This is a genomic window from Pandoraea sp. XJJ-1 (genome assembly GCF_026802345.1).
In the GTDB taxonomy this organism is placed as follows: domain Bacteria; phylum Pseudomonadota; class Gammaproteobacteria; order Burkholderiales; family Burkholderiaceae; genus Pandoraea; species Pandoraea cepalis.
The window spans coordinates 2236206-2259133 of record NZ_CP113827.1; the positions used below are offsets into that span (position 1 = coordinate 2236206).

At 62.1% G+C, this 22928-nt stretch carries 24 protein-coding genes; 16 read left to right on the top strand and 8 right to left on the bottom strand.

The genetic code is table 11. The features are described 5' to 3' along the window. The first annotated feature begins 23 nt into the window (after positions 1-23). The 7 genes from OYT13_RS10175 (at position 24) to OYT13_RS10205 (ending at position 5610) form a co-directional block, all read left to right on the top strand. The gene (locus OYT13_RS10175) at positions 24-566 is read left to right on the top strand and encodes an OmpH family outer membrane protein (protein ID WP_017234132.1); all 543 of its coding nucleotides are present in this window, start codon (positions 24-26) and stop codon (positions 564-566) included. A 14-nt stretch (positions 567-580) separates the two neighbouring features. Beyond that, complete coding sequence (gene lpxD, locus OYT13_RS10180; protein WP_017234131.1) at positions 581-1651, top strand: UDP-3-O-(3-hydroxymyristoyl)glucosamine N-acyltransferase; 1071 nt, start codon at positions 581-583, stop codon at positions 1649-1651. Continuing rightward, the gene (fabZ, locus tag OYT13_RS10185) at positions 1648-2106 is read left to right on the top strand and encodes a 3-hydroxyacyl-ACP dehydratase FabZ (protein ID WP_017234130.1); all 459 of its coding nucleotides are present in this window, start codon (positions 1648-1650) and stop codon (positions 2104-2106) included. The genes lpxD and fabZ overlap by 4 nt, the downstream gene beginning before the upstream one ends. 17 nt (positions 2107-2123) lie before the next feature. Beyond that, positions 2124-2915, top strand: a complete 792-nt coding sequence (gene lpxA / locus OYT13_RS10190) for an acyl-ACP--UDP-N-acetylglucosamine O-acyltransferase (protein WP_017234129.1) — start codon at positions 2124-2126, stop codon at positions 2913-2915. A gap of 3 nt (positions 2916-2918) precedes the next feature. Next, a complete protein-coding gene (lpxB, locus tag OYT13_RS10195) occupies positions 2919-4094 on the top strand; it encodes a lipid-A-disaccharide synthase (RefSeq protein WP_026131980.1) in 1176 nt (391 codons plus the stop codon). A 104-nt stretch (positions 4095-4198) separates the two neighbouring features. Next, positions 4199-4834, top strand: coding sequence for a ribonuclease HII (gene rnhB, locus OYT13_RS10200; protein ID WP_051060196.1), 636 nt, complete (start codon positions 4199-4201; stop codon positions 4832-4834). Further along, positions 4831-5610 (top strand): TrmH family RNA methyltransferase, encoded by a 780-nt coding sequence (locus OYT13_RS10205; RefSeq protein ID WP_268567661.1) that lies wholly within the window; start codon positions 4831-4833, stop codon positions 5608-5610. The genes rnhB and OYT13_RS10205 overlap by 4 nt, the downstream gene beginning before the upstream one ends. Before the next feature lie 109 nt (positions 5611-5719). Here OYT13_RS10205 and ppsR read toward each other — a convergent pair whose 3' ends face one another. Beyond that, positions 5720-6598, bottom strand: coding sequence for a posphoenolpyruvate synthetase regulatory kinase/phosphorylase PpsR (gene ppsR, locus OYT13_RS10210; protein ID WP_150564786.1), 879 nt, complete (start codon positions 6596-6598; stop codon positions 5720-5722). Between the two features lie 265 nt (positions 6599-6863). Between ppsR and ppsA the strand changes: the two genes are divergently transcribed. The 3 genes from ppsA to OYT13_RS10225 all read left to right on the top strand — a co-directional run bounded on the left by ppsA (position 6864) and on the right by OYT13_RS10225 (position 10980). Continuing rightward, positions 6864-9254, top strand: a complete 2391-nt coding sequence (gene ppsA, locus OYT13_RS10215; RefSeq protein ID WP_268567662.1) for a phosphoenolpyruvate synthase — start codon at positions 6864-6866, stop codon at positions 9252-9254. Between the two features lie 166 nt (positions 9255-9420). After that, a complete protein-coding gene (locus OYT13_RS10220; protein ID WP_017234124.1) occupies positions 9421-9855 on the top strand; it encodes an NfeD family protein in 435 nt (144 codons plus the stop codon). 138 nt (positions 9856-9993) lie between these two features. Beyond that, positions 9994-10980 (top strand): SPFH domain-containing protein, encoded by a 987-nt coding sequence (locus OYT13_RS10225; RefSeq protein ID WP_268567663.1) that lies wholly within the window; start codon positions 9994-9996, stop codon positions 10978-10980. A gap of 140 nt (positions 10981-11120) precedes the next feature. Here the strand turns inward: OYT13_RS10225 and smpB are convergent, their stop codons facing one another. After that, complete coding sequence (smpB, locus tag OYT13_RS10230; RefSeq protein WP_017234122.1) at positions 11121-11567, bottom strand: SsrA-binding protein SmpB; 447 nt, start codon at positions 11565-11567, stop codon at positions 11121-11123. Positions 11568-11724: 157 nt separating this feature from the next. Between smpB and OYT13_RS10235 the strand changes: the two genes are divergently transcribed. Continuing rightward, positions 11725-12159, top strand: a complete 435-nt coding sequence (locus tag OYT13_RS10235) for a type II toxin-antitoxin system RatA family toxin (RefSeq protein ID WP_026131979.1) — start codon at positions 11725-11727, stop codon at positions 12157-12159. Then, positions 12149-12484 (top strand): RnfH family protein, encoded by a 336-nt coding sequence (locus OYT13_RS10240; protein ID WP_017234120.1) that lies wholly within the window; start codon positions 12149-12151, stop codon positions 12482-12484. The genes OYT13_RS10235 and OYT13_RS10240 overlap by 11 nt, the downstream gene beginning before the upstream one ends. 140 nt (positions 12485-12624) lie before the next feature. On the opposite strand, the gene OYT13_RS10245 is transcribed toward OYT13_RS10240, so the two are convergent. Continuing rightward, entirely contained in the window at positions 12625-13554 is a 930-nt protein-coding gene (locus tag OYT13_RS10245) for a DMT family transporter (protein ID WP_261938681.1), read from the bottom strand. A 286-nt stretch (positions 13555-13840) separates the two neighbouring features. Between OYT13_RS10245 and guaB the strand changes: the two genes are divergently transcribed. Genes guaB through guaA form a run of 3 tightly spaced genes read left to right on the top strand, consistent with a single transcriptional unit; the run spans position 13841 to position 17558 of the window. Beyond that, on the top strand, positions 13841-15301 hold the full coding sequence (guaB, locus tag OYT13_RS10250; RefSeq protein ID WP_017234118.1) for an IMP dehydrogenase: 1461 nt from the start codon (positions 13841-13843) through the stop codon (positions 15299-15301). Between the two features lie 6 nt (positions 15302-15307). Further along, positions 15308-16000, top strand: coding sequence for a hypothetical protein (locus tag OYT13_RS10255; RefSeq protein ID WP_017234117.1), 693 nt, complete (start codon positions 15308-15310; stop codon positions 15998-16000). After that, entirely contained in the window at positions 15975-17558 is a 1584-nt protein-coding gene (gene guaA / locus OYT13_RS10260; protein WP_268567664.1) for a glutamine-hydrolyzing GMP synthase, read from the top strand. The genes OYT13_RS10255 and guaA overlap by 26 nt, the downstream gene beginning before the upstream one ends. Positions 17559-17680: 122 nt before the next feature. Here guaA and OYT13_RS10265 read toward each other — a convergent pair whose 3' ends face one another. The 5 genes from OYT13_RS10265 to OYT13_RS10285 all read right to left on the bottom strand — a co-directional run bounded on the left by OYT13_RS10265 (position 17681) and on the right by OYT13_RS10285 (position 21574). Then, entirely contained in the window at positions 17681-18622 is a 942-nt protein-coding gene (locus OYT13_RS10265) for a PhzF family phenazine biosynthesis protein (RefSeq protein ID WP_254441283.1), read from the bottom strand. 322 nt (positions 18623-18944) lie between these two features. Beyond that, positions 18945-20201, bottom strand: coding sequence for an MFS transporter (locus OYT13_RS10270; RefSeq protein WP_268567665.1), 1257 nt, complete (start codon positions 20199-20201; stop codon positions 18945-18947). Further along, the gene (locus tag OYT13_RS10275; RefSeq protein WP_150564792.1) at positions 20198-20527 is read right to left on the bottom strand and encodes a hypothetical protein; all 330 of its coding nucleotides are present in this window, start codon (positions 20525-20527) and stop codon (positions 20198-20200) included. Before OYT13_RS10275 ends, OYT13_RS10270 begins: the two co-directional genes overlap by 4 nt. A 2-nt stretch (positions 20528-20529) precedes the next feature. Beyond that, the gene (locus OYT13_RS10280; protein ID WP_150564793.1) at positions 20530-21093 is read right to left on the bottom strand and encodes an isochorismatase family protein; all 564 of its coding nucleotides are present in this window, start codon (positions 21091-21093) and stop codon (positions 20530-20532) included. Between the two features lie 28 nt (positions 21094-21121). After that, complete coding sequence (locus OYT13_RS10285) at positions 21122-21574, bottom strand: MarR family winged helix-turn-helix transcriptional regulator (protein WP_268567666.1); 453 nt, start codon at positions 21572-21574, stop codon at positions 21122-21124. 575 nt (positions 21575-22149) lie between these two features. Between OYT13_RS10285 and OYT13_RS10290 the strand changes: the two genes are divergently transcribed. Further along, positions 22150-22902, top strand: a complete 753-nt coding sequence (locus OYT13_RS10290) for an OmpA family protein (RefSeq protein WP_268567667.1) — start codon at positions 22150-22152, stop codon at positions 22900-22902. Positions 22903-22928 lie beyond the last annotated feature (26 nt).

The window sequence follows — 22928 nt, forward strand, 5'->3', positions numbered from 1 at the left end:
ACGTTTTATCGTTGTAAAGGGGTATGACATTGAACGGTATCCGTAAGCATTGCCTGCGCGGCTTCGCCGCAGCGTTGCTGGCTGGGGCAGCCTTTGCTGCCATGGCTCAGGATGCGCGCATCGCCGCCGTCAATTCGGATCGCATTTTGCGCGATTCGGCACCGGCCAAGGCCGCACAAGCCAAGCTCGAAGCCGAGTTCTCCAAGCGGGACTCGGATCTGCAGGCCATGGCCCAGCGCCTCAAAGCCATGTCGGACAAGCTCGACAAGGACAACCCGACGTTGTCCGACGCCGAGCGCGCCAAGCGTCAGCGCGATCTGGCCGCGGCCGACACGGAATTCCAGCGCAAGCAGCGCGAGTTTCGTGAAGACCTGAATCAGCGCCGCAACGAAGAACTCGCCGCGGTGCTCGATCGCGCCAATCGCGTCATCAAGCAGATTGCCGAAACGGAAAAGTATGATCTGATCGTGCAGGAAGCCGTCTACGTGAGCCCGCGTATCGACATCACTGACAAGGTGCTCAAGACCCTGAACGCAAGTTCGGGCGGCGGCACCGCCGGCAAGTGACGGTCTCGCCTTTGATGCCGGGATCGCCGTCGATTTCGTTGGCACAGCTGGTCGCCCGCTTTGGCGGCGACCTCGTGGGCGATGGCGAAGTCACCGTGGCCGGTCTGGCGCCGCTTGATCATGCGGGTGCGAATCAGCTCGCGTTTCTGTCCAATCCGCTGTATCTCGCCGAAGTGCCCAACTCGGGCGCGGCGGCGGTGATTCTCTCGAAGGCCGACTTCGACAAGCTGCCGTCGCATGAGGGGCGGGCGTGGATTCTCGCGCCGAATCCTTATGCGTACTTCGCGCGCGTCGCGCAGATGTTCGCGCAGGCCGCGGCGCCGGTTCCCGCAGCAGGCATTCATCCGAGCGCGGTCGTCGATCCGACGGCCGTCGTGCCCACATCGTGCGTGATTGGCCCGAACGTCGTGATCGAGGCAGGTGCTCGACTGGGCGAGCGGGTGCGTCTGGTGGCGAACGTGTTCGTCGGTCGAGGCACGACCTTGGGCGACGACGTGCTCGTGTATCCGAATGCCACGCTGTACCACGCGAGTGTGATCGGCGCGCGTTGCGTGATTCACGCGGGCGCCGTGATCGGTTCGGACGGTTTCGGTTTCGCACCCGATTTCTCCGCCGCTGGCGGCGAATGGGTGAAGATTCCGCAGGTCGGGCGCGCCGTGATCGAAGACGACGTCGAAATCGGTGCGTCGACCTCCATCGACCGCGGGGCGATGGCCGATACGGTGATCGAGCGCGGTTGCAAGATCGACAACCAGGTGCAGATCGCGCATAACGTGCGGGTCGGCGCCTTCACGGTGATTGCCGCGTGCACGGGCATTGCCGGCAGCAGTACCATCGGTAAATTCTGCATGCTCGGCGGCGCCGTGGGCGTGGCCGGGCATGTCACGATTGGCGACCGCGTCATCGTGACGGCCAAGTCGGGGGTGTCGAAGTCGATTCCCGGCCCGGGTACCTATACAAGCGCCTTTCCGGCCATCCCGAACGCCGAATGGAACAAAAACGCGGCCATCATGCGCAATCTGGACAAGATGCGCGATCGCGTGCGTCAACTTGAAGCGAAGGTCAAAGACCTGCAAGACAAATGAGCGAGACCACAATCAATATCGACATCCACAAGATCATGAAGCTGCTGCCGCATCGGTACCCGATGCTGATGGTGGATCGCGTGATCGGGCTGGAGCCGCACAAAAACATCCAGGTCATCAAGAACGTCACGATCAATGAGCCGTATTTCACGGGGCATTATCCGCAGCGTCCGGTGATGCCGGGCGTGCTGATCGTCGAAGCGCTGGCGCAAGCCGCCGCACTCCTGACGTTCTCCGACGAGCCGGTGCACGACGAGAACACGCTCTACTATTTCGTAGGTATCGAGAACGTTCGCTTCAAGCGTCCGGTCGAACCGGGTGACCAACTCGTGCTCGACATCGATTTCCTGAGCGAGCGTCGCGGCTTCTACAAGTTCAAGGGCAAGGCGCTGGTAGACGGCAAGATCGCGGCGGAAGCCGAGTTCATGTGCATGGTCAAGAAGAACGGCGAATAACCGGAATTAAGACGCTCATGACGAATATTCACCCCACTGCAGTCGTCGATGCGAAGGCGCAACTGGCCGACGACGTCGTCGTCGGTCCCTATGCGATCATCGGGCCGAATGTCACAGTCGGCGCCGGTACGCAGATTCTCTCGCACTCGATTGTCGACGGTCATACGACGCTGGGCGAGGGCAACAAGATTGGCCCGTTCGCCTCGATCGGCGGCAGTCCGCAGGATATGAAGTACGCCGGCGAGCCGACGCGGCTCGTCATCGGCGATCGCAATACGATTCGCGAATTCACGACGATTCACACCGGTACGGTGCAGGACGGCGGTCTGACCGGCGTCGGCAACGACAACTGGATCATGGCTTACGTGCACATCGCGCACGATTGCCACGTGGGCAACCACACGGTCTTCTCGAGCAACGCGCAATTGGCGGGTCACGTCATTGTCGGCGACTGGGCGATCGTTGGCGGCATGACCGGGGTGCACCAGTTCGTGCGCATCGGCGCGCACTCGATGATCGGTGGCGCGTCGGTGCTCGTGCAGGACGTGCCGCCGTTCGTCATCGCCTCGGGCGACCGTGCAGTGCCTTACGGCATCAACGTCGAGGGGCTGCGTCGCCGCAACTTCACGGCTGACGCGATCACGGCGCTGCGTCACGCGTACAAGCTGCTCTACAAGAGTGGGCTGACGCTCGACGAAGCGAAGGTGCAGATCGAAGCCTTCGGTAACGCGGGTGCCCCGGACGTGTCCGATGCCGTGCGCGCGCTGCTCGACTTCCTCAACGCCAGCACGCGCGGTATCGTGCGCTGACCCATGCCGCCGACCCTTCCCGGTGCCGGCCAGCGAACCCTGGCGATGGTGGCCGGGGAGCTGTCCGGCGATCTCATTGCCGGCAACGTGCTTGCCGGTCTCAAGCAGAGCCTTCCGTCCGACATCGCTTACGCCGGTGTCGGCGGTCCGCATATGGCGGAGGAGGGCTTCGATGCTTATTGGCCCATCGACAAGCTCTCCGTCATGGGCTATGTCGAAGTCATCAAGCATTTGCGCGAGATTCTCTCGATTCGCAAGCAACTTCGCGAGCGCTGGCTGGCCGAGAAGCCGCTCGCGTTCGTCGGCTTCGATGCCCCCGACTTCAACTTCGATCTCGAAATCAAGCTGCGTGAGGCGGGCATTCCCACGATTCATTTCGTGAGCCCGTCGATCTGGGCGTGGCGCGGGGGGCGCATCAAGAAGATCAAGCGCGCCGTCGATCACATGTTGTGCCTGTTCCCGTTCGAGCCGGAGATTTACCGTCGGGCAGGCATCGACGCGACGTTTGTCGGCCATCCGATGGCCGACAAGATTCCGATGGTGCCCGATGTCGCAGGCGCGCGCGCCAGGCTGGCGCTGCAAGGCACTGGCCCGGTCGTCGCTATTTTGCCGGGTAGCCGGACGTCGGAAGTGCAACGGCTCACGCCCGTGTTCTTCGCGGCCATGCGCCTGCTGGCCGAGCGCGAGCCGTCGATTCAGTTCGTGCTCCCGGCGGCGACGCCGCGGCTGCGCACGTTGATGCAACCGATCGTGGACGCGCATAGCGATCTCAACCTGACCGTGATCGACGGCCGAGCACCGCTCGCATTGGAGGCGGCGGACAGCGTGCTTCTGGCGAGCGGTACCGCCACGCTGGAAGCGGCCCTTTACAAGAAGCCGATGGTCATCTCCTACAAGGTGCCTTGGTTGACGGCGCAGATCATGAAGCGTCAGGGTTATCTGCCGTACGTAGGTTTGCCGAACATTCTGTCGGGCGAGTTCGTCGTGCCGGAGTTGTTGCAGCAGTTCGCGACCCCGGAAGCACTCGCTGACGCCGTCTGGAAGCAATTGACCGACCCGGCGTTGCGCGCGTCCTTGCAGGTGCGCTTCACGAAGATCCACGAGCAACTGCGCCAAAATACGGCCGCGCGCGCGGCAGAAGTGATCGAGCGCGTGCTGCGTGAGAAGGGGCGGTTATGAGCGAGGAAGTGAAGGGGCGTCGCGGTGCGCGCAAGGGGACCTCGGGCGACGACGTACCGGCCGCAAAGCCGCGTCCCCGCGCGCCCAAGGCGACGCTACCGCAAATGGCCCTCGATCTGTTCGCCGACGTGGCTGCCGAACTGACTTGCGGCGTGGATGAAGTGGGGCGCGGCCCGCTCGCAGGGCCTGTCGTGACGGCGGCAGTGATTCTCGACCCGGCGCGTCCGATCAAGGGGCTGGCCGACTCCAAGAAGCTCACGGCGCAGCGTCGCGAGGCGCTTTACGAGGAGATCGTTGAACGTTCGCTCGCCTATTGCATTGCCGAGGCAAGTGTGGCGGAGATCGATTCACTGAACATTCTCCACGCGACGATGCTCGCGATGCAGCGCGCGGTGAACGGACTCCCGCGTGTTCCGACGCTGGCGCTCATCGATGGCAATCGCTGCCCCGCGTTGCCGATGCGCGCGGAGGCCATCGTCAAGGGCGACGACAAGGTGCCTGCGATTTCAGCCGCGTCGATTCTCGCGAAGGTCACACGCGACCGCCAACTGGTCGCGATGCACGAGGCATTCCCGCAGTACGGTTTCGATGAGCATGTCGGTTACGGCACGCCGCGCCATCTCGCCGCGCTGCGTCTGCACGGACCGAGTCCGCATCATCGCCAATCGTTCGCGCCGGTGCGCGAGGCCTTTGCATTGTTCGGCGGGCTTACCGTCGCCCGCGTGGGCCATTCGTCATGAAGCTGATCAGTTCCAAAGACAACCCGTTCTACAAGCGGCTAAAACAGTTGGCGCAGTCGAATCCGCAGCGGCGCAAACTCGGCCAGACGCTGCTCGAAGGCGTGCACCTGGCCGACGCCTATCTCGACGCGCTCGGACAGCCGCTTGTTTGCGTGGCAGCGGAATCGGCGCTGGAGAACCCCGAAGTGGCACAGATCTGGGCGCGCGTAGACCGTGATCGGCGCGTGTGTCTGCCGCATGCGCTGTTCGAGCCGTTGTCGACGCTCGTCAACGGTGTGCCGCTGCTTTTCGTGATCGAGATGCCGTCGGGGCACGTGCCGGCAACGCAAACGACGGATTGCGTCATTCTCGACGCCGTGCAGGACGCGGGCAATGTCGGTTCGATCCTGCGTAGCGCGGCGGCGGCCGGTGTTCGCGACGTGTATTGCATGTCGGGCACGGCGCTCGCTTGGTCTAGCAAGGTGCTACGTGCCGGTATGGGGGCACATTTCTCGCTGAACATCGTGGAGCATTGCACGCCGGATTCGCTCGCGCCGCGCTTGTCGGTGCCGTTGCTGGCGACGAGCTTGCAGGCCAGCACGTCGCTCTATGCGCAGGATCTGCGTGCGCCGGTGGCGTGGGTGTTCGGAAACGAGGGGGCCGGTGTGTCCCCGCAGTGGCTCGAACGCGTGCAACGGCCGATCCGTATCCCGCAGCCGGGCGGCATGGAGTCGCTTAACGTGGCGGCTTGTGCAGCCATCTGCCTGTTCGAAGCGGTGCGTCAGCGGCTCTCCTGAGGCGACGCGCGGCGGGGCGCACGGGGAGATCCGGGATATCAACAAGAAGGGACGCTCATGGCGTCCCTTCCTGCATTCGGCATGGCGCATGCATGCGCGGCGGGCAACGTCAGTAGACGTCACGCTCCAGCTTGATTTCCTGCAGTATGGTCGTGGCGATTTCTTCAATCGACTTGTGCGTCGAGGACAGCCACTTGATGCCCTCGCGCCGCATCATCGCCTCGGCCTCGTTGACCTCGTATCGGCAGTTTTCCAGCGACGCATACTTGCTGCCGGGGCGACGTTCGTTGCGAATCTCCGAGAGGCGTTGCGGATCGATGGAAAGCCCGAAAATCTTTTCCTTGTACTGATCGAGCGTGGAGGGCAGCTTCTCACGCACGAAGTCTTCTGGAATCAACGGATAGTTCGCGGCCTTCACGCCGTATTGCATGGCGAGATAGAGCGTCGTGGGTGTCTTGCCGCTGCGCGACACGCCCACGAGGATCACATCCGCGCTTTGCAGGTTCTTGTTGGACTGCCCGTCGTCATGCGCGAGCGAGAAATTCACCGCCTCGATCCGGTTCTTGTACGCCTCACTGTCGGCGTTCTGGTGGACGCGGCCGATGGCGTGCATCGACTTGAGGCCCAGCTCCAGTTCCAGCGGTTCGATGAACGTCTGGAACATGTCGAGAATCACGCCCTGGCAATTGCGCAGGATCTCATTGGCCCGGGCATCGACGAGCGTGCTGAAAATGATCGGGCGGATGTTGTCGGTCCGATACATTTCATTGATCCGTTGCGCCGTTTCATAGGCTTTATCGACGGAATCCACGAAAGGAACGCGAATCTGACGAAAACGCATCTCGAACTGCGCGAGGATCGAATGCGCGAAGGTTTCGGCAGTAATCCCCGTGCCGTCGGACACGATGAAGACCGGGCGCGCAGCCACCGGTTGGGTCGGTGCGGCGGGGGATGTCGGGGAGTTTCCGGGTGTCGTGGCGTCGGTCATGCGCAGAATCGCAAAATGGTGCGTTGCACGGTAGAATAGCGGCAACTTGTTGGATAAGCAATTGTGCGACCGTCGCGCGCCGCCCGGCTTCAGGCCCGTGGGGCGGGGCGTCGCGGGAAGTCTGGAGGGGGCGTCGCTCGTCGTCGAGACCTTGCCCCCGGTTCATGACGCCGCGTATGCGCGATTTCTTATCCAACAGGTCGATCGGCCCCTGTCAGTCCCAGCCGATCCTCCGAGAATTTTTTTTCTTACCTTAGGGGCTTTTATGACTAACGCAGCACACGACGGCGCCTACGTGGTGCCGTTTGAGCATCTGCGCATGACCGACGTCGAGTCGGTCGGCGGCAAGAATGCATCGCTTGGCGAAATGATCAGCCAACTGGCCGGTGCCGGCGTGCGCGTGCCGGGTGGTTTCGCCACGACGGCCTACGCCTTCCGCGAATTCCTCCATCACAACAACCTGACCGAGCGTGTCGCCCAGCGCCTTGAGGGTTTGGATGTGGATGACGTCAAGGCGCTCGCGCAAGCCGGTGCCGAAATCCGTCAATGGATCGTCGACGCCCCGCTGCAGCCGCAGCTTGAGAAGGATATCCGCGAGCAGTTTGCCCGTATCACGGCCGATCAGCCGGACGCATCGTTCGCCGTGCGCTCCTCGGCTACCGCGGAAGACTTGCCCGACGCATCGTTCGCCGGTCAGCAGGAAAGCTATCTGAACGTCGTCGGCATCGAAGACGTGCTCGATCGCATGAAGCACGTGTTCGCGTCGCTGTACAACGACCGGGCCATTTCGTACCGCGTTCACAAGGGCTTCACGCACGCCGATGTGGCGTTGTCGGCCGGCGTGCAGCGTATGGTGCGCTCGGACTGCGGCGCGTCGGGCGTGATGTTCACGATCGACACCGAGTCGGGCTTCCAGGACGTCGTTTTCATCACGGCCAGCTACGGCCTGGGGGAAACGGTTGTGCAGGGCGCCGTGAACCCGGACGAGTTCTACGTCTTCAAGCCGACGCTCAAGGCCGGCAAGTACCCGATCATTCGCCGCACGCTCGGCTCGAAGCTGCTCAAGATGGAATTCACGCAACCGGGCGAGCCGGGCCGCGTGAAGACCATCGACGTGCCGATGGAACTGCGCAACCGTTACTCGATTACCGACGACGATTGCGTCGAGCTGGCCAAGTTCGCATTGATCATCGAGAAGCACTATGGCCGTCCGATGGACATCGAGTGGGGCAAGGACGGTAAGGACGGCAAGATCTACATTCTGCAGGCACGTCCGGAAACCGTGAAGAGCCAGGCGATCGGCAAGGTCGAGCAGCGCTTCAAGCTCAAGGGCGAGGCGCCGGTATTGGCCACGGGCCGTGCCATCGGCCAGAAGATCGGTGCAGGCGCAGTGCGCGTGATCATGGACCCGAGCGAGATGGAACGCGTGCAGCCGGGCGACGTGCTGGTGGCCGACATGACCGACCCGAACTGGGAGCCGGTGATGAAGCGTGCCGCCGCCATCGTGACGAACCGCGGCGGCCGTACCTGCCACGCGGCGATCATCGCGCGCGAACTGGGGGTGCCGGCCGTCGTGGGTTGCGGCGACGCCACCGACGTGCTGAAGGATGGCGCGCTCGTGACCGTCTCGTGCGCCGAGGGCGACGAAGGCAAGATTTACGACGGGCTGCTCGAAACCGAAATCACCGAGATCCACCGCGGCGAAATGCCGAAGATCCCGGTGAAGATCATGATGAACGTGGGCAACCCGCAACTCGCCTTCGACTTCGCGCAACTGCCGAACGAAGGCGTGGGTCTGGCGCGTCTGGAATTCATCATCAACAACAACATCGGTGTGCACCCGCGCGCGATTCTCGAGTACCCGAACATCGACGCCGACCTGAAGAAAGCGGTCGAATCGGTGGCTCGCGGTCATGCATCGCCCCGCGCGTTCTACGTCGACAAGCTGGCCGAAGGGATCGCCACGATTGCCGCTGCCTTCTATCCGAAGAGCGTGATCGTGCGTCTGTCGGACTTCAAGTCGAACGAGTACAAGAAGCTCATTGGCGGTTCGCGCTACGAGCCGGATGAAGAAAACCCGATGCTGGGCTTCCGTGGCGCGTCGCGTTACATCTCGGAAGACTTCGCCGAAGCGTTCGAGATGGAGTGCCGTGCGCTCAAGCGCGTGCGCGACGAAATGGGCCTGACCAATGTCGAGATCATGGTGCCGTTCGTGCGTACGCTGGGCCAGGCGGAGCGTGTGGTCAACATGCTGGCCGGTTACGGCCTGAAGCGTGGCGAGAACGGTCTGAAGCTGGTGATGATGTGCGAAGTGCCGTCGAACGCCATTCTGGCCGATGAGTTCCTCGAGTACTTCGACGGATTCTCGATCGGTTCGAACGACCTGACGCAGCTCACGCTGGGTCTGGACCGCGATTCGGGCATGGAGCTGCTGGCCAAGGACTTCGACGAGCGCGACCCGGCGGTGCGGTTCATGCTCAGTCGTGCGATCAAGGCGTGCCTGTCCAAGGGCAAGTACGTCGGCATCTGCGGTCAGGGCCCGTCGGACCATCCGGATCTGGCCGTGTGGCTGGCGAACGAAGGCATTGCATCGATGTCGTTGAACCCGGACACGGTGATGGAAACGTGGCAGCAACTCGCCAAACTGGCGAAGTAACCGTCGCCGACGGTCACGATAGCGACCTCGGTTAGGACGCGTCCGAGTGGCACCTCGGACGCTGCCGAAAGGCTGACTCATCCCTTGGGATGCGCGCGCTGATCGGTGGGTTTCGTGCTATAAACCCCGGTATCACACCGGGGTTTTTTTGTGTCTGGGAGTTGCAATGGAACAGGCTTGGCTGTGGTTCGGCATTGCCGGATTGACCGTGGTGCTGGAGCTGGCAAGTGGTACGTTCTATCTCCTGATGGTGGCGCTCGGCATGACGGCCGGTGGTATTGCGGCGCTGTTGCGTATCGACTGGCCATTGCAGTGGGTGGCAGCGGCGGCGGTCGCGGGCGTGGCGGTCTGGATTCTGCGCCGCAGCCGCTTCGGTCAGCGGCGCATCAAGGTCGACGCGACGGCCGACCCCAATACCAACCTCGATATCGGGCAGCGTCTGCGCGTGGATGTCTGGGGCCCTGATGGTCAGGCGCGGGCGATGTATCGCGGTGCCGAATGGGACGTCGAGCTTTTGCCCGGCGAGTTGCCCAGCGCAGGATGGTTCGTCATTTGCGAGGTTCGCGGCAGCCGGCTGTACGTCGCGCATGTGACGGCATAGTCGCCGGGATCGGCGCGCAAACGCGCGTCTCGCTTTCGCTTCGGCGTCGTCGCATGGCATGCATCGCATCGTATCGCCCGTGGTCGCGGGCGACGGGGAATTCGCCCGCCGTCATGGCAGGCGCTTCAAGGGGGGAACATGTTTTCCAACGTCGCGTTTATTCTCTTCATCATCGCCGTGATCGTTGCGGCACGCTCGATCAAGATCGTGCCGCAGCAGCACGCCTGGGTGGTCGAGCGTCTCGGCAAGTATCACGCGACGCTCACACCGGGACTGTCCATCGTCGTGCCATTCGTGGATCGCGTGGCATACAAACATATGCTCAAGGAAGTGCCGCTCGACGTGCCGAGCCAGGTCTGTATCACGAAGGACAACACGCAGTTGCAGGTCGACGGAATTCTGTACTTCCAGGTCACGGATCCCATGAAGGCGTCGTATGGGTCGAGCAACTTCATCATCGCCATTACGCAACTGGCGCAAACGACGCTGCGTAGCGTGGTCGGCAAGCTCGAACTCGACAAGACGTTCGAGGAGCGCGAATTCATCAACCACAGTGTGGTGAATGCCCTCGACGAGGCGGCGTCGAACTGGGGCGTGAAGGTCTTGCGCTATGAAATCAAGGACCTCACGCCGCCGAAGGAGATCCTGCATGCGATGCAGGCGCAGATCACGGCCGAGCGCGAAAAGCGCGCGTTGATCGCGGCGTCGGAAGGCAAGAAGCAGGAACAGATCAACCTGGCGTCCGGTGCGAGGGAGGCGGCGATTCAGAAGTCGGAAGGGGAGCGTCAGGCCGCGATCAACCAGGCGCAAGGTCAGGCCTCGGCCATTCTGGCGGTGGCGGAAGCCAACGCCGAGGCCATCCACAAGGTCGCGACGGCCATTCAGACGCAGGGCGGCATGGAAGCGGTCAACCTGAAGGTCGCGGAGCAGTACGTGGAAGCGTTCAGCAAGATCGCCCGAACCAATAACACCTTGATCGTGCCGGGGAATCTGACGGACATGAGCAGCATGATCGCCTCGGCGCTCAAGATTGTGCGTGGTACTGAAGGCGGTTCGACGGCGGGTGGGTCGACGGCGAGCGGTGACGATGTGGGGGGCTTCGGCCATTCGGGGGCACGACGTTAGTCCGGCCGCGCAAAGAAAAACGGCCCGCGCTGAACTGAACCGCCCAACGTCTGGGGTTCAGTGCAATGCGGGCCGTTTTCGCTGGGTAGCGGGCGGAGGCGGTGGTCTGCCTCGATGCACACGCCCCCTGATGCAGCGCCTTACGTCGGCGTGCGCATCAGGCGCGCTCGCTCGCGTTCCCAGTCGCGCGCCTTTTCCGTCTCCCGCTTATCGTGCAGCTTCTTGCCCTTGGCCAGCCCTATCTCGCATTTCACGAGGCCTTTGCTGTAGTGCAGGTTCAGCGGTACGAGCGTGTAGCCGCGTTGCTCCACCTTGCCGATGAGCTTCTTGATTTCGTCGGCCTTGAGCAAGAGCTTCCGGGTGCGCACGGGGTCGGGGTTGATGTGCGTCGATGCGGATTGCAGCGGGCTGATGTGTGTGCCGATCAGAAAGATCTCGCCATGCTTGATGACGACATAGCCTTCCTTGATCTGCGCCCGCCCGGCGCGAATGGCCTTGACTTCCCACCCTTCGAGCGCGATCCCGGCTTCGTATCGCTCCTCGATGAAGTAATCGAAGAAGGCCTTCTTGTTGTCGATGATGCTCATGGATCCTTGGCGGGTAACTTGGTCGGACCCGGTGAGTCGGGCTCGGGTAAAATACCGATTTTAACAAAGAGTCTCGGCAACAGGCGGCTTGCGTCGCGCGCGCATCGATATGACCTCGATGGCCGACGCGTCCTGCATGCACCTCGACCGACAGACGATGGCCGAAGTCAGTAAAACCGTTCTCGTGCATTTCTCCGCTGAGCAAATGTACGACCTGGTGACCAATGTCGCCGATTACCCCAAATTCCTGCCCTGGTGCGGTGGTGTCGATATTCGGCACCAGGACGAGCACAGCATGGAGGCGTCGCTGATCATCGACTTCAAAGGGCTGAAGCACTCGTTCGCGACGCGCAATCTCCAGGAGCGCCCGCATTCCATTCAGATGACCTTCGTCGAAGGGCCTTTCAAACGTTTTCACGGCACCTGGAAGTTCACGCCGCTGCGCGAGAACGCTTGCAAGATCGAGTTCGGCCTTCACTACGAATTTGCGAGTTTTCTGCTCGAGAAGGTGATCGGCCCGGTATTCAGCCACATCGCCAATACGTTCGTCGACGCCTTTGTCAAACGTGCGGAGACCGTTTATGCCGGGTGAGGTGAATGTCGAGGTTTGCTACGCATTGCCCGCCGAGCAGACGATCGTCGCGCTGACGTTGTCGCAAGGCGCCACAATGCGCGAGGCGATCGAGCGCAGCGGGCTGCTGCAGCGGTTTCCGGAGTTGGACATGTCGCGCATGAAAGCCGGCGTCTTCGGTAAGCTGCGCGCGCTTGACGCCGCCGTGGAGGACGGGGATCGCATCGAAATCTACCGGGCGTTGAAGGCCGATCCCAAGCTCGCACGTCAGCGACGCGTGGAAAAGGTACGCAACGAAGGCAGCCGAGAAGGGCAGAAATGGCTCGGTAGCCGTCGCGGCAGTTGACGTCTGCGGTGTGTGACCCGGTGCCGCGCTGACCGGCAAGCTAACCAAAACGCTCGCGTGGGCGCTGAGTGGAGTGTTAAGTGGTGCGCTAGCGGGGGGGGGCGCCGATTAGCGTCTTTATTCGAATCACGGGGCGCGAATCAGTGCACCGATTTCCGTGCATGCAATCTTACCGAAGCGCTGACACCCGCTAGCAGCAACGCGATGGCGGCGAGTTCCAGCAGGCGTGGCAAGCGCTGTTCGTAGACAAAGCCGTAAATCAGCGCGAAGAGCGTTTCAAACACGATCATCTGTCCCGACAGGGTGAGCGGTAGCCGTCGGCTTGCCGCATTCCAGAACGCATTGCCAATGGTCGATGCGCCCACCGCTACGGCGATGTTCACGATCAGAAACATCTGCCAGTCGCGCGGCGCGTCGAGCACGACCGGGTGCGGGAGCCACACGGCCGGAATCGCCAGCATGAGCGCGAGCACGCCCGTGGCGACGCCCGTCAGCAGCGACCATTCCTGACTCGTGAAGTGTCCGAATCGCGCCAGATAGCGGGCGTTGGCTACCGCATACCATGTCCAACTCACGAGCGCGCCGACTGCGCAGCCAATGCCGGCGAGGGTGAGCCGCCAGTCTCCGCCGCTTGCCGAGGCGTGGGCGAACACGTCGACGTTGATGCAGACGATGCCCGCCGCGACCAGTACCAGGGGCCCCGCCAGCCGCGACAGGGGGAGGGCGCCGTGGTCACGGCTGCCGACCAGTGTGACCGTTACGGGCAGCACGCCTACGATCAACGAGGCCGGCGCAATCCCCGCCATCTGGACCGCGCCCGCGAGAAACAGGTAGTAGATGAGATTGCCGACAAGACTCAGCCGGAACAGCGCCCGCCAGTCACTGCCAGTGACGGTATGCCGTAGACGCGCCCAGAGGGGAGCGAGCAGCACGGCGGATACCAGTCCATACAGGACGTAACGGGCGGCCGACAGTTCCAGCGGCGAGAACCCGGGCAGCAGGCGAGGGGCCAGGAAGACCAGGCCCCACAAGGCGCCCGCAGCCAGTCCGAAAGAAATGCCTTGCCCCATGAAATTCGTACCCGTGGTTCGTGTTGGCGAGATGCCGATGATCCGCGCCGGACATCGCCTCGTTATACCGGCCGGGGCGGTGCAGGAAGGGCCGAAGAATAGCATGGGCCCAGGGCGCCGCTCTTGTGAAATCCGGCAGTCGGCTGGGTTGGCAAATCGGTCGCCGCGAGGCGCGGATGCGCGTTCGTTCCGGCCCTCGGGGAAAAAGCCCCTTGACATGTGGGGCAGACGTGCCATGCGTCCTGCGATTTCTGTATAATTCGGTTTTGCGCCTATAGGATTTGCCATGCGTCTGATCCAAAAAGCACTCACTTTCGATGACGTGCTCCTCGTCCCGGCTTACTCTGCCGTTCTTCCGCGCGACACCAGCCTGAAAACCAAGCTCACGCGCAACATCACCTTGAACATGCCTTTGCTGTCGGCCGCCATGGATACGGTGACCGAAGCGCGTCTGGCTATCGCCATGGCACAACAGGGCGGCATCGGCATTATTCACAAGAATCTGAAGCCGGCCGAGCAGGCGCGTGAAGTGTCGAAGGTCAAGCGCTTTGAATCAGGCGTTCTGCGCGATCCGATCACGATTCCGCCGCACATGAAGGTGCGCGATGTGATCGCGTTGTCGCGCCAGCATGGCATTTCCGGTTTCCCGGTCGTCGAGGGAGCTCAGCTCATCGGTATCGTGACGAACCGTGACCTGCGTTTCGAGAGCCGCCTGGACGAGCCGGTGCGCGCGATCATGACGCCCAAGGAAAAGCTCATCACCGTGCGCGAAGGCGCGTCGCCGGCCGACGCCGAGCACTTGATGCACAGCCACCGCCTGGAGCGCGTGCTGGTCGTCAATGACGCCTTCGAGCTGCGCGGCCTGATGACTGTCAAGGACATCATGAAGGCGACCGAGCACCCGCTCGCGAACAAGGACGAGCACGGCAAGCTGCGTGTCGGCGCCGCCGTTGGCGTGGGCGCGGACAATGAAGAGCGTGTCGAGCTGCTGGTGGCGGCGGGTGTCGACGTGATCGTGGTCGACACGGCGCACGGCCACAGCCAGGGTGTGCTGGACCGCGTGCAGTGGGTCAAGAAGCATTTCCCGCAGATCGAAGTGGTCGGCGGCAACATCGCGACGGCGAGTGCCGCCGTGGCGCTGGTCGAACATGGGGCGGACGCCGTCAAGGTCGGTATCGGCCCGGGCTCGATCTGCACGACGCGTATTGTGGCGGGCGTGGGTGTGCCGCAAATCACGGCAATTGCCAACGTCGCCGAAGCGCTCAAGGACACGGGTGTTCCGCTCATCGCGGACGGTGGTATTCGTTACTCGGGCGACATCTCCAAGGCGCTGGCCGCTGGCGCGCACACGGTGATGATGGGCAGCATGTTCTCGGGCACGGAAGAAGCGCCGGGCGAGGTGTTCCTGTACCAGGGCCGTTCGTACAAGAGCTATCGCGGCATGGGTTCGGTGGGGGCAATGAAGGATGGCGCCGCCGACCGTTACTTCCAGGATCCGGCGAACAACGCCGACAAGCTGGTGCCGGAAGGCATTGAAGGCCGTGTGGCCTACAAGGGCAGCGTGATGGCCATCCTGCATCAGTTGACGGGTGGTATCCGTTCGTCGATGGGGTATCTGGGTTGCCCGACGATCCAGGACCTGCACGAGAAGGCGGAGTTTGTACAAATCACGGCCGCCGGCATGCGCGAATCGCATGTGCACGACGTCCAGATCATGAAGGAAGCCCCCAACTACCACGTGGAGTGATCACCCATGAAGGCCATGTTGCGTACGGTACTGTTCCTCGATGCGGCGTTGAATCTGGCACTCGGTGTGCTGTTGATCGCGTCGTTCTGGTCATCGCTGTATGCGGCCATTGAAGTGCCCGCGCCATCGCCCGTGCTGTATGCGCAGGCGCTTGGCGTGGCCTTCGTCGGTGTGGCCTGGCTGCAATGGCACGCCACCGTGAACGGCCAGTTGACGGCGACCGTCGCGAAAGTGACGGGGCATATCAACTGGGTGATCGGTGCTTTCGTGCTGGGGTGGCTGATTTCCGGCCAGTTGGCGGTGACGGGGGGCGGCAAGTGGTTGATGCCGGCGCTTGGGGCCGTCTTGCTGGTGGTGGGTGCCATTCTCGTCAAGCTGGCGTCGAGCGTGCGTACGAAAGAGCGCGTGCAGGCGGCACAGCAGGCGGCCGGTCGCGGGCGTGGCGGGGTCGTGAGCGACACCCGGCGCGACGCACCGTACGATGATCCCGATGCCCGGGCCGGCGACGAGGCCCGAGGCAAGCGCGCTGAGCCGCGCATGGAGGCGCCTCGCGGCGGCTCCGCTTCCGTCAATACCACGCCGGTCGCGCCTGCGGGCACCACCGGCATTGTCACGCCCGTGCCTTCCGCCACGGCGCCGACGTCCAACGAATCCACTTCCTCCGTACCTCACGATGCACGACAAAATCCTCATTCTTGACTTCGGTTCGCAAGTCACCCAGCTCATCGGCCGCCGCGTTCGCGAAGCGCACGTTTACTGCGAGATCCACCCGAACGACGTGTCGGACGAGTTCATTCGTGAATTCAATCCGAAGGCGATCATTCTGTCGGGTAGCCATGCGAGCACGTATGAGGATCAGGATCTGCGTGCCCCGCAGGCCGTCTGGGATCTGGGCGTGCCGGTGCTGGGCATTTGCTACGGTATGTTCGCGATGACGGTTCAGTTGGGCGGTCAGGTCGAGGCTAGCCATCATCGCGAGTTCGGTTACGCCGAAGTGCGCGCGCAGGGCCATACGCCGCTGCTCGACGGTATCGAGGATTTCCGTACGGCTGAAGGCCACGGCATGCTGAAGGTGTGGATGAGCCACGGTGACAAGGTCACGCAATTGCCGCCGGGTTTTGTGCTGATGGCGTCGACGCCGAGCTGCCCGATCGCCGGCATGGCCGACGTATCGCGTCACTATTACGCGGTTCAGTTCCACCCGGAAGTCACGCACACCGTGAAGGGCCGTGAGTTGCTCGAGCGCTTCGTGCTGGAGATTGCCGGGGCGAAGCCGGACTGGATCATGCGCGACCACATCGAGGAAGCCGTCAAGGCGATCCGCGAGCAGGTGGGCGACGAGGAAGTGATTCTGGGCTTGTCGGGCGGTGTCGATTCGAGCGTTGCGGCGGCGTTGATTCATCGCGCCATTGGCGACCAACTGACGTGCGTGTTCGTCGATCACGGTCTGCTGCGTTTGAACGAAGGCCAGATGGTGATGGAGATGTTCGAGGGCCGACTGCATGCGAAGGTTGTGCACGTGGACGCCGCCGAGCAGTTCATGGGGCATTTGAAGGGCGTGACCGATCCGGAGCAGAAGCGCAAGATCATCGGCCGTGAGTTCGTTGAAGTGTTCCAGGCGGAAGCGAAGAAGCTGAAGAATGCGAAGTGGCTGGCGCAAGGCACGATCTATCCGGACGTGATCGAGTCGGGCGGTGCGAAGACGAAGAAGGCGAAGACGATCAAGAGCCACCACAACGTGGGCGGCCTGCCGGAGACGCTGGGTCTTAAGCTGCTGGAGCCGCTGCGTGACCTGTTCAAGGATGAAGTGCGCGAGTTGGGGGTGGCGCTGGGTCTGCCGCACGACATGGTTTATCGTCACCCGTTCCCGGGCCCGGGTCTGGGTGTGCGCATTCTGGGCGAAGTGAAGCGCGATTACGCCGATCTGCTGCGTCGCGCCGATGCGATCTTCATCGAAGAGCTTCGCAACACGGTCGAGCCGAACAGCGGCAAGACGTGGTATGAGTTGACGAGCCAGGCCTTCGCGGTGTTCCTGCCGGTCAAGAGTGTGGGCGTGATGGGCGATGGCCGCACGTATGAGTGGGTCGTGGCGCTGCGCGCCGTGCAGACGCAAGATTTCATGACGGCGCACTGGGCACACCTGCCGCATGACCTGCTCGGCAAGGTGTCGAACCGCATCATTAACGAAGTGCGTGGTTTGAACCGGGTCGTGTATGACATCTCGGGCAAGCCGCCTGCGACGATCGAGTGGGAGTGATTCGGCGTCCGGCACCGGCCGGCATACGTTGGCAGTAAAACATACCTAAGCCCGCGATTCTGCGGGCTTTTTCGTATTCTTGTCTGGCAATGGCTGGTGTCCCGGGCATTCACTCACGAACGTCAATCATCGCCTTCAAGTTGAAACGATCCCTCCATGACGCGGACGCATTTCCCGCCAACACGAATCCGTGTCTGCCCGTCATGCAAGTCAATTCTGGCGCTGAGAATGCTGGGTCGGCCCATGTCAACGCCTTGAGCAACGCATAATGCCAACTCTGGCACCCCGCGCACGTGTGCGATGAGCGCTGCAGTCGCTGCTGTTGCGCTGCCTGTCGCGGGGTCTTCTGTCATGCGCGGCGTGAACATGCGGGCCTCCAAATCACAGGCGTGCCCCGCTCTCGCATGGTCGACATCGCGCGTATAAGCGTAAATAGAAACAGCTCCGTCGATTGGCAGAAGGCCTTTGAATGCCACTAGATCAGGTACGCATCGTCTTAGCGCATCGCGTGAAGCAAGTTCGACGACGAGAAACGGGAGGCCAACTGACGCGACCTGAGGCGCATGAGCGTCGAACCGAATATCGTCAACGCTGAGTGAGAGGCAAGCCGCCACACGAATTTCGGCGACCTGTGAAAGCTGCGCCAACGGTTCCGGTGCAATGAGTTCAGCACCAAGAATCGTCGCCCCCTCCTTCAACAGGCTCACCGGAACAAGACCGGCAAGCTCCTCGAAGACGAGTAAGTCCGGCACCTCCACACCATTTGACGCAGCCTGTGAGGCGAGCACGAATGCAGTGCCGATGTTCGGGTGTCCCGCGAAAGGTATCTCGCGACTTGGCGTGAATATCCTCACCCACGCAGTGTTTGAAGCATCGCGGGGAGGCAAGACGAATGTCGTTTCGCTATAAGCGAACTCGCTGGCGATTGCCTGCATCTGACGGGTAGACAAGCCGGAGGCGTCAAGCACGACGGCGACTGGATTGCCCTTAAATTTCTCGGCTGTGAATACATCGGCGGTGACGTAGCGTCGATTCATGGTTTGCTTTGGCCCGTTAATCGTCATATCCAATCTCGATGATCGGTTGCAAGGCGTCAAAGTGAGAGACAGTTTTGCCCTGAAAGGCGGGGCCAGCGGACAATTTGGCTCAGGCGTCGAATGAACGGCAGTCGCCGGCTAGCGTCCGACTACCGAGTGCGACGATCACATCGGGTGCGCACCTCATGCGGTCGGTATAACACGACCTCGTGCTGTCCGCTGACGATCTCAGTAGCCGCTGCTCAGTCAACGATGAAGCGCTTGGCACCCGTCTTCGTATAGGACTGGTGCGGCTCCGCGCTGTCGCCGACCTGATAACGCATTGAGCAGGTTCCGCTGAGTCGTTACATTAGCGCGAGTGGTCGCCCTTGTGAAGTTCGCCCCGCCACGGCTGATGAATCTGCCGCGTCATGGCGGAGACGGCCACGATGGCCGCGGCGATACCCGATGCCGCCCCAACGCCGAGTGCCCAGCGTGGACCCAGATGGTTCGCCACCCAACCCGCGATAGGTGCACCGATCGGCGTACCCCCGAGCGCGATGGCCACGCGCAGTGCCATCACCCGTCCCCGCATGGCGGGCTCGGTCGTGAGCTGCATCAGGCTGTTGGTCGCGTTGGTGAAGGTCAAGGCGGCGACCCCGATGACGACCAACGCACCGGCGAACAGCCAATAGTTCGGGGCAATAGCGGCCAGCGCGCAACCGAGTCCGAAAATCGTGGCACCGATCAGCAGCGAGGTGAATTGTGGCCGACCGCGGCCGGCGGCCATCAGTGCCCCTGAGACGGTACCGATGGCCATGATCGACGACAGGAAGCCGTAGCTACGTGCATCTGCATGGAAGACACTGACGGCCATGGTTGAGATGAAGATCGGGAAATTCAGTCCGAACGTACCGATCAGGAACAACATGGCCAGGATCGCCTTGAGGTCTGGTCGAGACCCTACATAGCGCAATCCCTCGGTCAGACTCCCCTTGGTTCGGTGTGCCCGTGCGTTCGCATGCAGACCGGAGGTACGGAGCAGAAACAGGGAGGCCAGTACTGCGACGAAGCTGGCTCCGTTTAACAGAAACGCCCAACCGATGCCAATCGAAGCGATGACCAGACCGGCCATCGAGGGCCCGATCATTCGCGCCGCATTGAACGAGGTCGAGTTGAGCGCGACCGCGTTGGGCAGGTCCGCATCGCCGACCAGTTCTGTCACAAAGGCCTGGCGCACGGGGGCATCAAAGGCCGAAGTGCAGCCGGACAGAAAAGCGAATACATAGACATGCCAGAGATGGACGTTACCCGTGGCGGTGAGAAGGCCCAGCGCCAAGGCAAGAATACCCATCGTCGCCTGGGTCGCCATGAGGAGCTTGCGCTGGTTGTAGTGATCGGCCGCGAAGCCGGTCCAGGGCAGCAGTAGGAGTTGTGGCCCGAACTGGAGCGCCATGACCGCGCCCACGGCCGACGCATCGTGATGGGTGAGTTGGGTGAGGACAAGCCAGTCCTGGGCCGTGCGCTGCATCCATGTCCCGATATTCGAGACCAGCGTTCCAGCCGCCCAGATCCGGTAGTTGATGTTCCTCAGCGAACGGAAGACGCCCGTTGCTGCCGCGCTCACGAATGCTCTGGCGTATTGCCGCCGTGGAAGCGGCCAAATAGCCGCGCGGAAAGTAGCCCGATGGCCAGGATGCCAAGCCCGAACGCGATGGCATCGCTCGTGCGTCTCAGGTCGAAATCACCGATGCGGTAAACGAGCACGTAACCGATAACCAGATTGAGAAACCCCCAGAGCACGTTTACCGTCGATGAGGACAGCCCTTGCCCTGGCGGTTCTGCGAATGGACTCTGGAACGGTTCTCCCATTACGCCGGCGACGAAGTGCGGCACAGCGTTCGTGAGAAAGGCGCCGCCGAAGAAGTAGGAGACGAGTTGAAGCCATACCATTTTCAGACGCTCCTTGTTGACAGTAGGTCGATGACGTCTTGAGCCGTGCCCGTTTCACCCAGCTTCGGAAAAATGTTCTTGATGCTGTAGTCATGCGCCTCAGAACGCGCGTCCGTCATGGCGTCGAGAGCCAGGGTGACATTGAAGCCATGCTCGTACGCCTGACGCGCGGTCGCCTCAACGCCCGTCCCGGTGGCGACACCAGTGATGACGACTTGGGTAACGCCCAGTGTCTTTAGTTGGTTTTCGAGACCGGTGTTGACGAACGCGCCCCAGGTTCGCTTCGTCACGACGATGTCGCTGGGCTGCTGATCGAGTTCGGGGATGAAGTCGGTCCACCCCGCCGGGAACGATCCGCTGTGACGCGGCCGCTCGGTACGCCCCGGTGCTACGCCGGCAACGTTGACGAGAACGACCGGCAGGCCGCGTTCGCGAAACGCATCGAGCAGTGCGCGCGAACGATCCACGATCCCGTCAATGGGATGAATGAAAGGGGAGCCGACGATGCCTTTTTGCAGGTCAACGATGATAAGGGCGGTAGTCGGGTCGAGCGTGGTGAGGGCCATGCGATTTCCTGAAACGGGTGGTGCCGGCTCAGAAGTCGGCGAGGCGTTGCAGCAGCTTCACTGCAGCCGCGAGTTCGCCTTGTTCCTGGGGGGATAGTTGCGCCTGCAGGGCACGGACCAGCCAGTCTTCTTTGGCGGTCCGGCTCTCCTTGAGGGTCTTCCTAAAACCGGGTGTCAGGTCGACGAGGGTTTGCCGACCATCGGCGGGATCGGGTTTGCCGCTGACGGCCTTCATCGCCTCTAGTCCGGCCACCGTGATACGCATGGACTGCGGACGGACGCTTTCCGCACGGGCCAAGGCGGACACGGTGGCGGGCCCGTCGCGATCCAGGCGGAGAAGTACCGACTTCTGGGCGGACGTGAAGTCACCGGGATGGGCTTGCTCCCGCACCCGTCGAATCAGTTTGCCTAGTGAAATGCGCAATTCGCCGGCTAGGATGGCCGCTGAGGGTGCGTTGGATGTGAGTGACGATTTGATCATGTCCAAACTCTAACATAAATACAGTATAACTGTACAGTTATACTGTATTTATAGTCGCGCTGTGGTGGCGTGTTCTGGGCGATTGGACGGGGCGGTCAACTGATTTCGGCCACGGTATTCAGCGTTTCTTCCGCAACAGCTGGCGCCATTCGGTCTTGAATGCAGACGGCCTTGCGCCCAGACATTCGTAACGGCGCCGCACCAGCGGTGATATTTGAATTTCACTTACGTCGCAATGAACCGTTGACGATTTTTTCCAATTTCGCGGCATCAACCACTTATCGTTCATCGATGGCCGGGTGCAAGTCGGCATGGGTATCCGATCTCGGACGATCGAACGATGGGCGAGCCCGGTCAGTGCGGCCGGGGCGACTGGAAATGGCGAATATGAAACGGGGCACGTTAGTATTGTCGTTTTGCCTTGCCACGGCCCTTGCCAACGGCGCAGTGGCTGCCGACGCGCTCTGCGGCGGAAGCTCGGCAATCCTCACGTCGTGGCGGTGTGGTCAAGGCGTGAACGGATTTTGCTACCTGTGGGGCGTTGACACGGCGCTTGCCTGGCGGGTTGTGGCACCGTGCCAACGACCGGCCCGGATGGGGGCGTTGCATTCCCCGACAGAGACAGCGCATGGCTGAAAGAAGGGACCTTTGTCAACGTCGAAAATCTGCGGCAGATGGCTCCCGGGTTGAATAAGACGCAAGTTTACGCACTCCTGAAAGAACCGCACTTCGATGAAGGCGTGATTGGCGTGCGCGTGTGGAACTACATCTTTGACTTCCGGACGGGACACGGAAACGACTTCATCTCCTGCCAGTACCAAGTCCAGTACGATGAAAATCGGCTGGTCAAGGCGACGTATTGGAAGGAGCCGGAATGCGAGAAGTATGTGAATCCAACGCCTGTGGCGGCTGCCGCGCCGGCGCCGGTCAAGCGAATCACGCTCGACGCGTCGTTGCTGTTCGGATTCAACCAGTTCGCGCTCGGCGATTTGCGGCCGGAAGGACGCGCCAAACTTGACAGTATCGCGGCCTCGCTTAGCGATAACGTGGCGAACGGTGAGCGAATCAAGGTCGCGGGTTACACCGACCGAATTGGATCGCAAGCCTACAACCAGCAGTTGTCGCTTCATCGAGCCCAGACCGTTCGCGACTATTTCGCCAGCCGGGGCATCGATGCCCATCGGATCGATGCCGTCGGTATGGGGAGTGCGAACCCGGTGTCTTCGGGATGTCCCGACGGACGTTCGACTGCCGCCTTGCAATGCCTCGCAGTTGACCGTCGCGTGACAATCGAAACGGTTCCCGTGGTCGCCAATCAATCGCATTGATCGACTACAGCACTTCTGCGTGCGCG

Bases quoted from the DNA above. Each gene is read 5' to 3' on its own strand.
- smpB (WP_017234122.1), bottom strand. From the start codon at position 11,567: ATGAGCATCATCGACAACAAGAAGGCCTTCTTCGATTACTTCATCGAG.
- guaB (WP_017234118.1), top strand. From the start codon at position 13,841: ATGCGTCTGATCCAAAAAGCACTCACTTTCGATGACGTGCTCCTCGTC.
- ppsR (WP_150564786.1), bottom strand. From the start codon at position 6,598: ATGACCGACGCCACGACACCCGGAAACTCCCCGACATCCCCCGCCGCA.
- OYT13_RS10245 (WP_261938681.1), bottom strand. From the start codon at position 13,554: ATGGGGCAAGGCATTTCTTTCGGACTGGCTGCGGGCGCCTTGTGGGGC.
- OYT13_RS10285 (WP_268567666.1), bottom strand. From the start codon at position 21,574: ATGATCAAATCGTCACTCACATCCAACGCACCCTCAGCGGCCATCCTA.
- fabZ (WP_017234130.1), top strand. From the start codon at position 1,648: ATGAGCGAGACCACAATCAATATCGACATCCACAAGATCATGAAGCTG.
- OYT13_RS10225 (WP_268567663.1), top strand. From the start codon at position 9,994: ATGTTTTCCAACGTCGCGTTTATTCTCTTCATCATCGCCGTGATCGTT.
- rnhB (WP_051060196.1), top strand. From the start codon at position 4,199: ATGGCCCTCGATCTGTTCGCCGACGTGGCTGCCGAACTGACTTGCGGC.
- OYT13_RS10205 (WP_268567661.1), top strand. From the start codon at position 4,831: ATGAAGCTGATCAGTTCCAAAGACAACCCGTTCTACAAGCGGCTAAAA.
- ppsA (WP_268567662.1), top strand. From the start codon at position 6,864: ATGACTAACGCAGCACACGACGGCGCCTACGTGGTGCCGTTTGAGCAT.
- OYT13_RS10280 (WP_150564793.1), bottom strand. From the start codon at position 21,093: ATGGCCCTCACCACGCTCGACCCGACTACCGCCCTTATCATCGTTGAC.
- OYT13_RS10240 (WP_017234120.1), top strand. From the start codon at position 12,149: ATGCCGGGTGAGGTGAATGTCGAGGTTTGCTACGCATTGCCCGCCGAG.
- OYT13_RS10175 (WP_017234132.1), top strand. From the start codon at position 24: ATGACATTGAACGGTATCCGTAAGCATTGCCTGCGCGGCTTCGCCGCA.
- guaA (WP_268567664.1), top strand. From the start codon at position 15,975: ATGCACGACAAAATCCTCATTCTTGACTTCGGTTCGCAAGTCACCCAG.
- OYT13_RS10220 (WP_017234124.1), top strand. From the start codon at position 9,421: ATGGAACAGGCTTGGCTGTGGTTCGGCATTGCCGGATTGACCGTGGTG.
- lpxD (WP_017234131.1), top strand. From the start codon at position 581: ATGCCGGGATCGCCGTCGATTTCGTTGGCACAGCTGGTCGCCCGCTTT.
- lpxB (WP_026131980.1), top strand. From the start codon at position 2,919: ATGCCGCCGACCCTTCCCGGTGCCGGCCAGCGAACCCTGGCGATGGTG.
- OYT13_RS10265 (WP_254441283.1), bottom strand. From the start codon at position 18,622: ATGACGATTAACGGGCCAAAGCAAACCATGAATCGACGCTACGTCACC.
- OYT13_RS10275 (WP_150564792.1), bottom strand. From the start codon at position 20,527: ATGGTATGGCTTCAACTCGTCTCCTACTTCTTCGGCGGCGCCTTTCTC.
- OYT13_RS10255 (WP_017234117.1), top strand. From the start codon at position 15,308: ATGAAGGCCATGTTGCGTACGGTACTGTTCCTCGATGCGGCGTTGAAT.
- OYT13_RS10235 (WP_026131979.1), top strand. From the start codon at position 11,725: ATGGCCGAAGTCAGTAAAACCGTTCTCGTGCATTTCTCCGCTGAGCAA.
- lpxA (WP_017234129.1), top strand. From the start codon at position 2,124: ATGACGAATATTCACCCCACTGCAGTCGTCGATGCGAAGGCGCAACTG.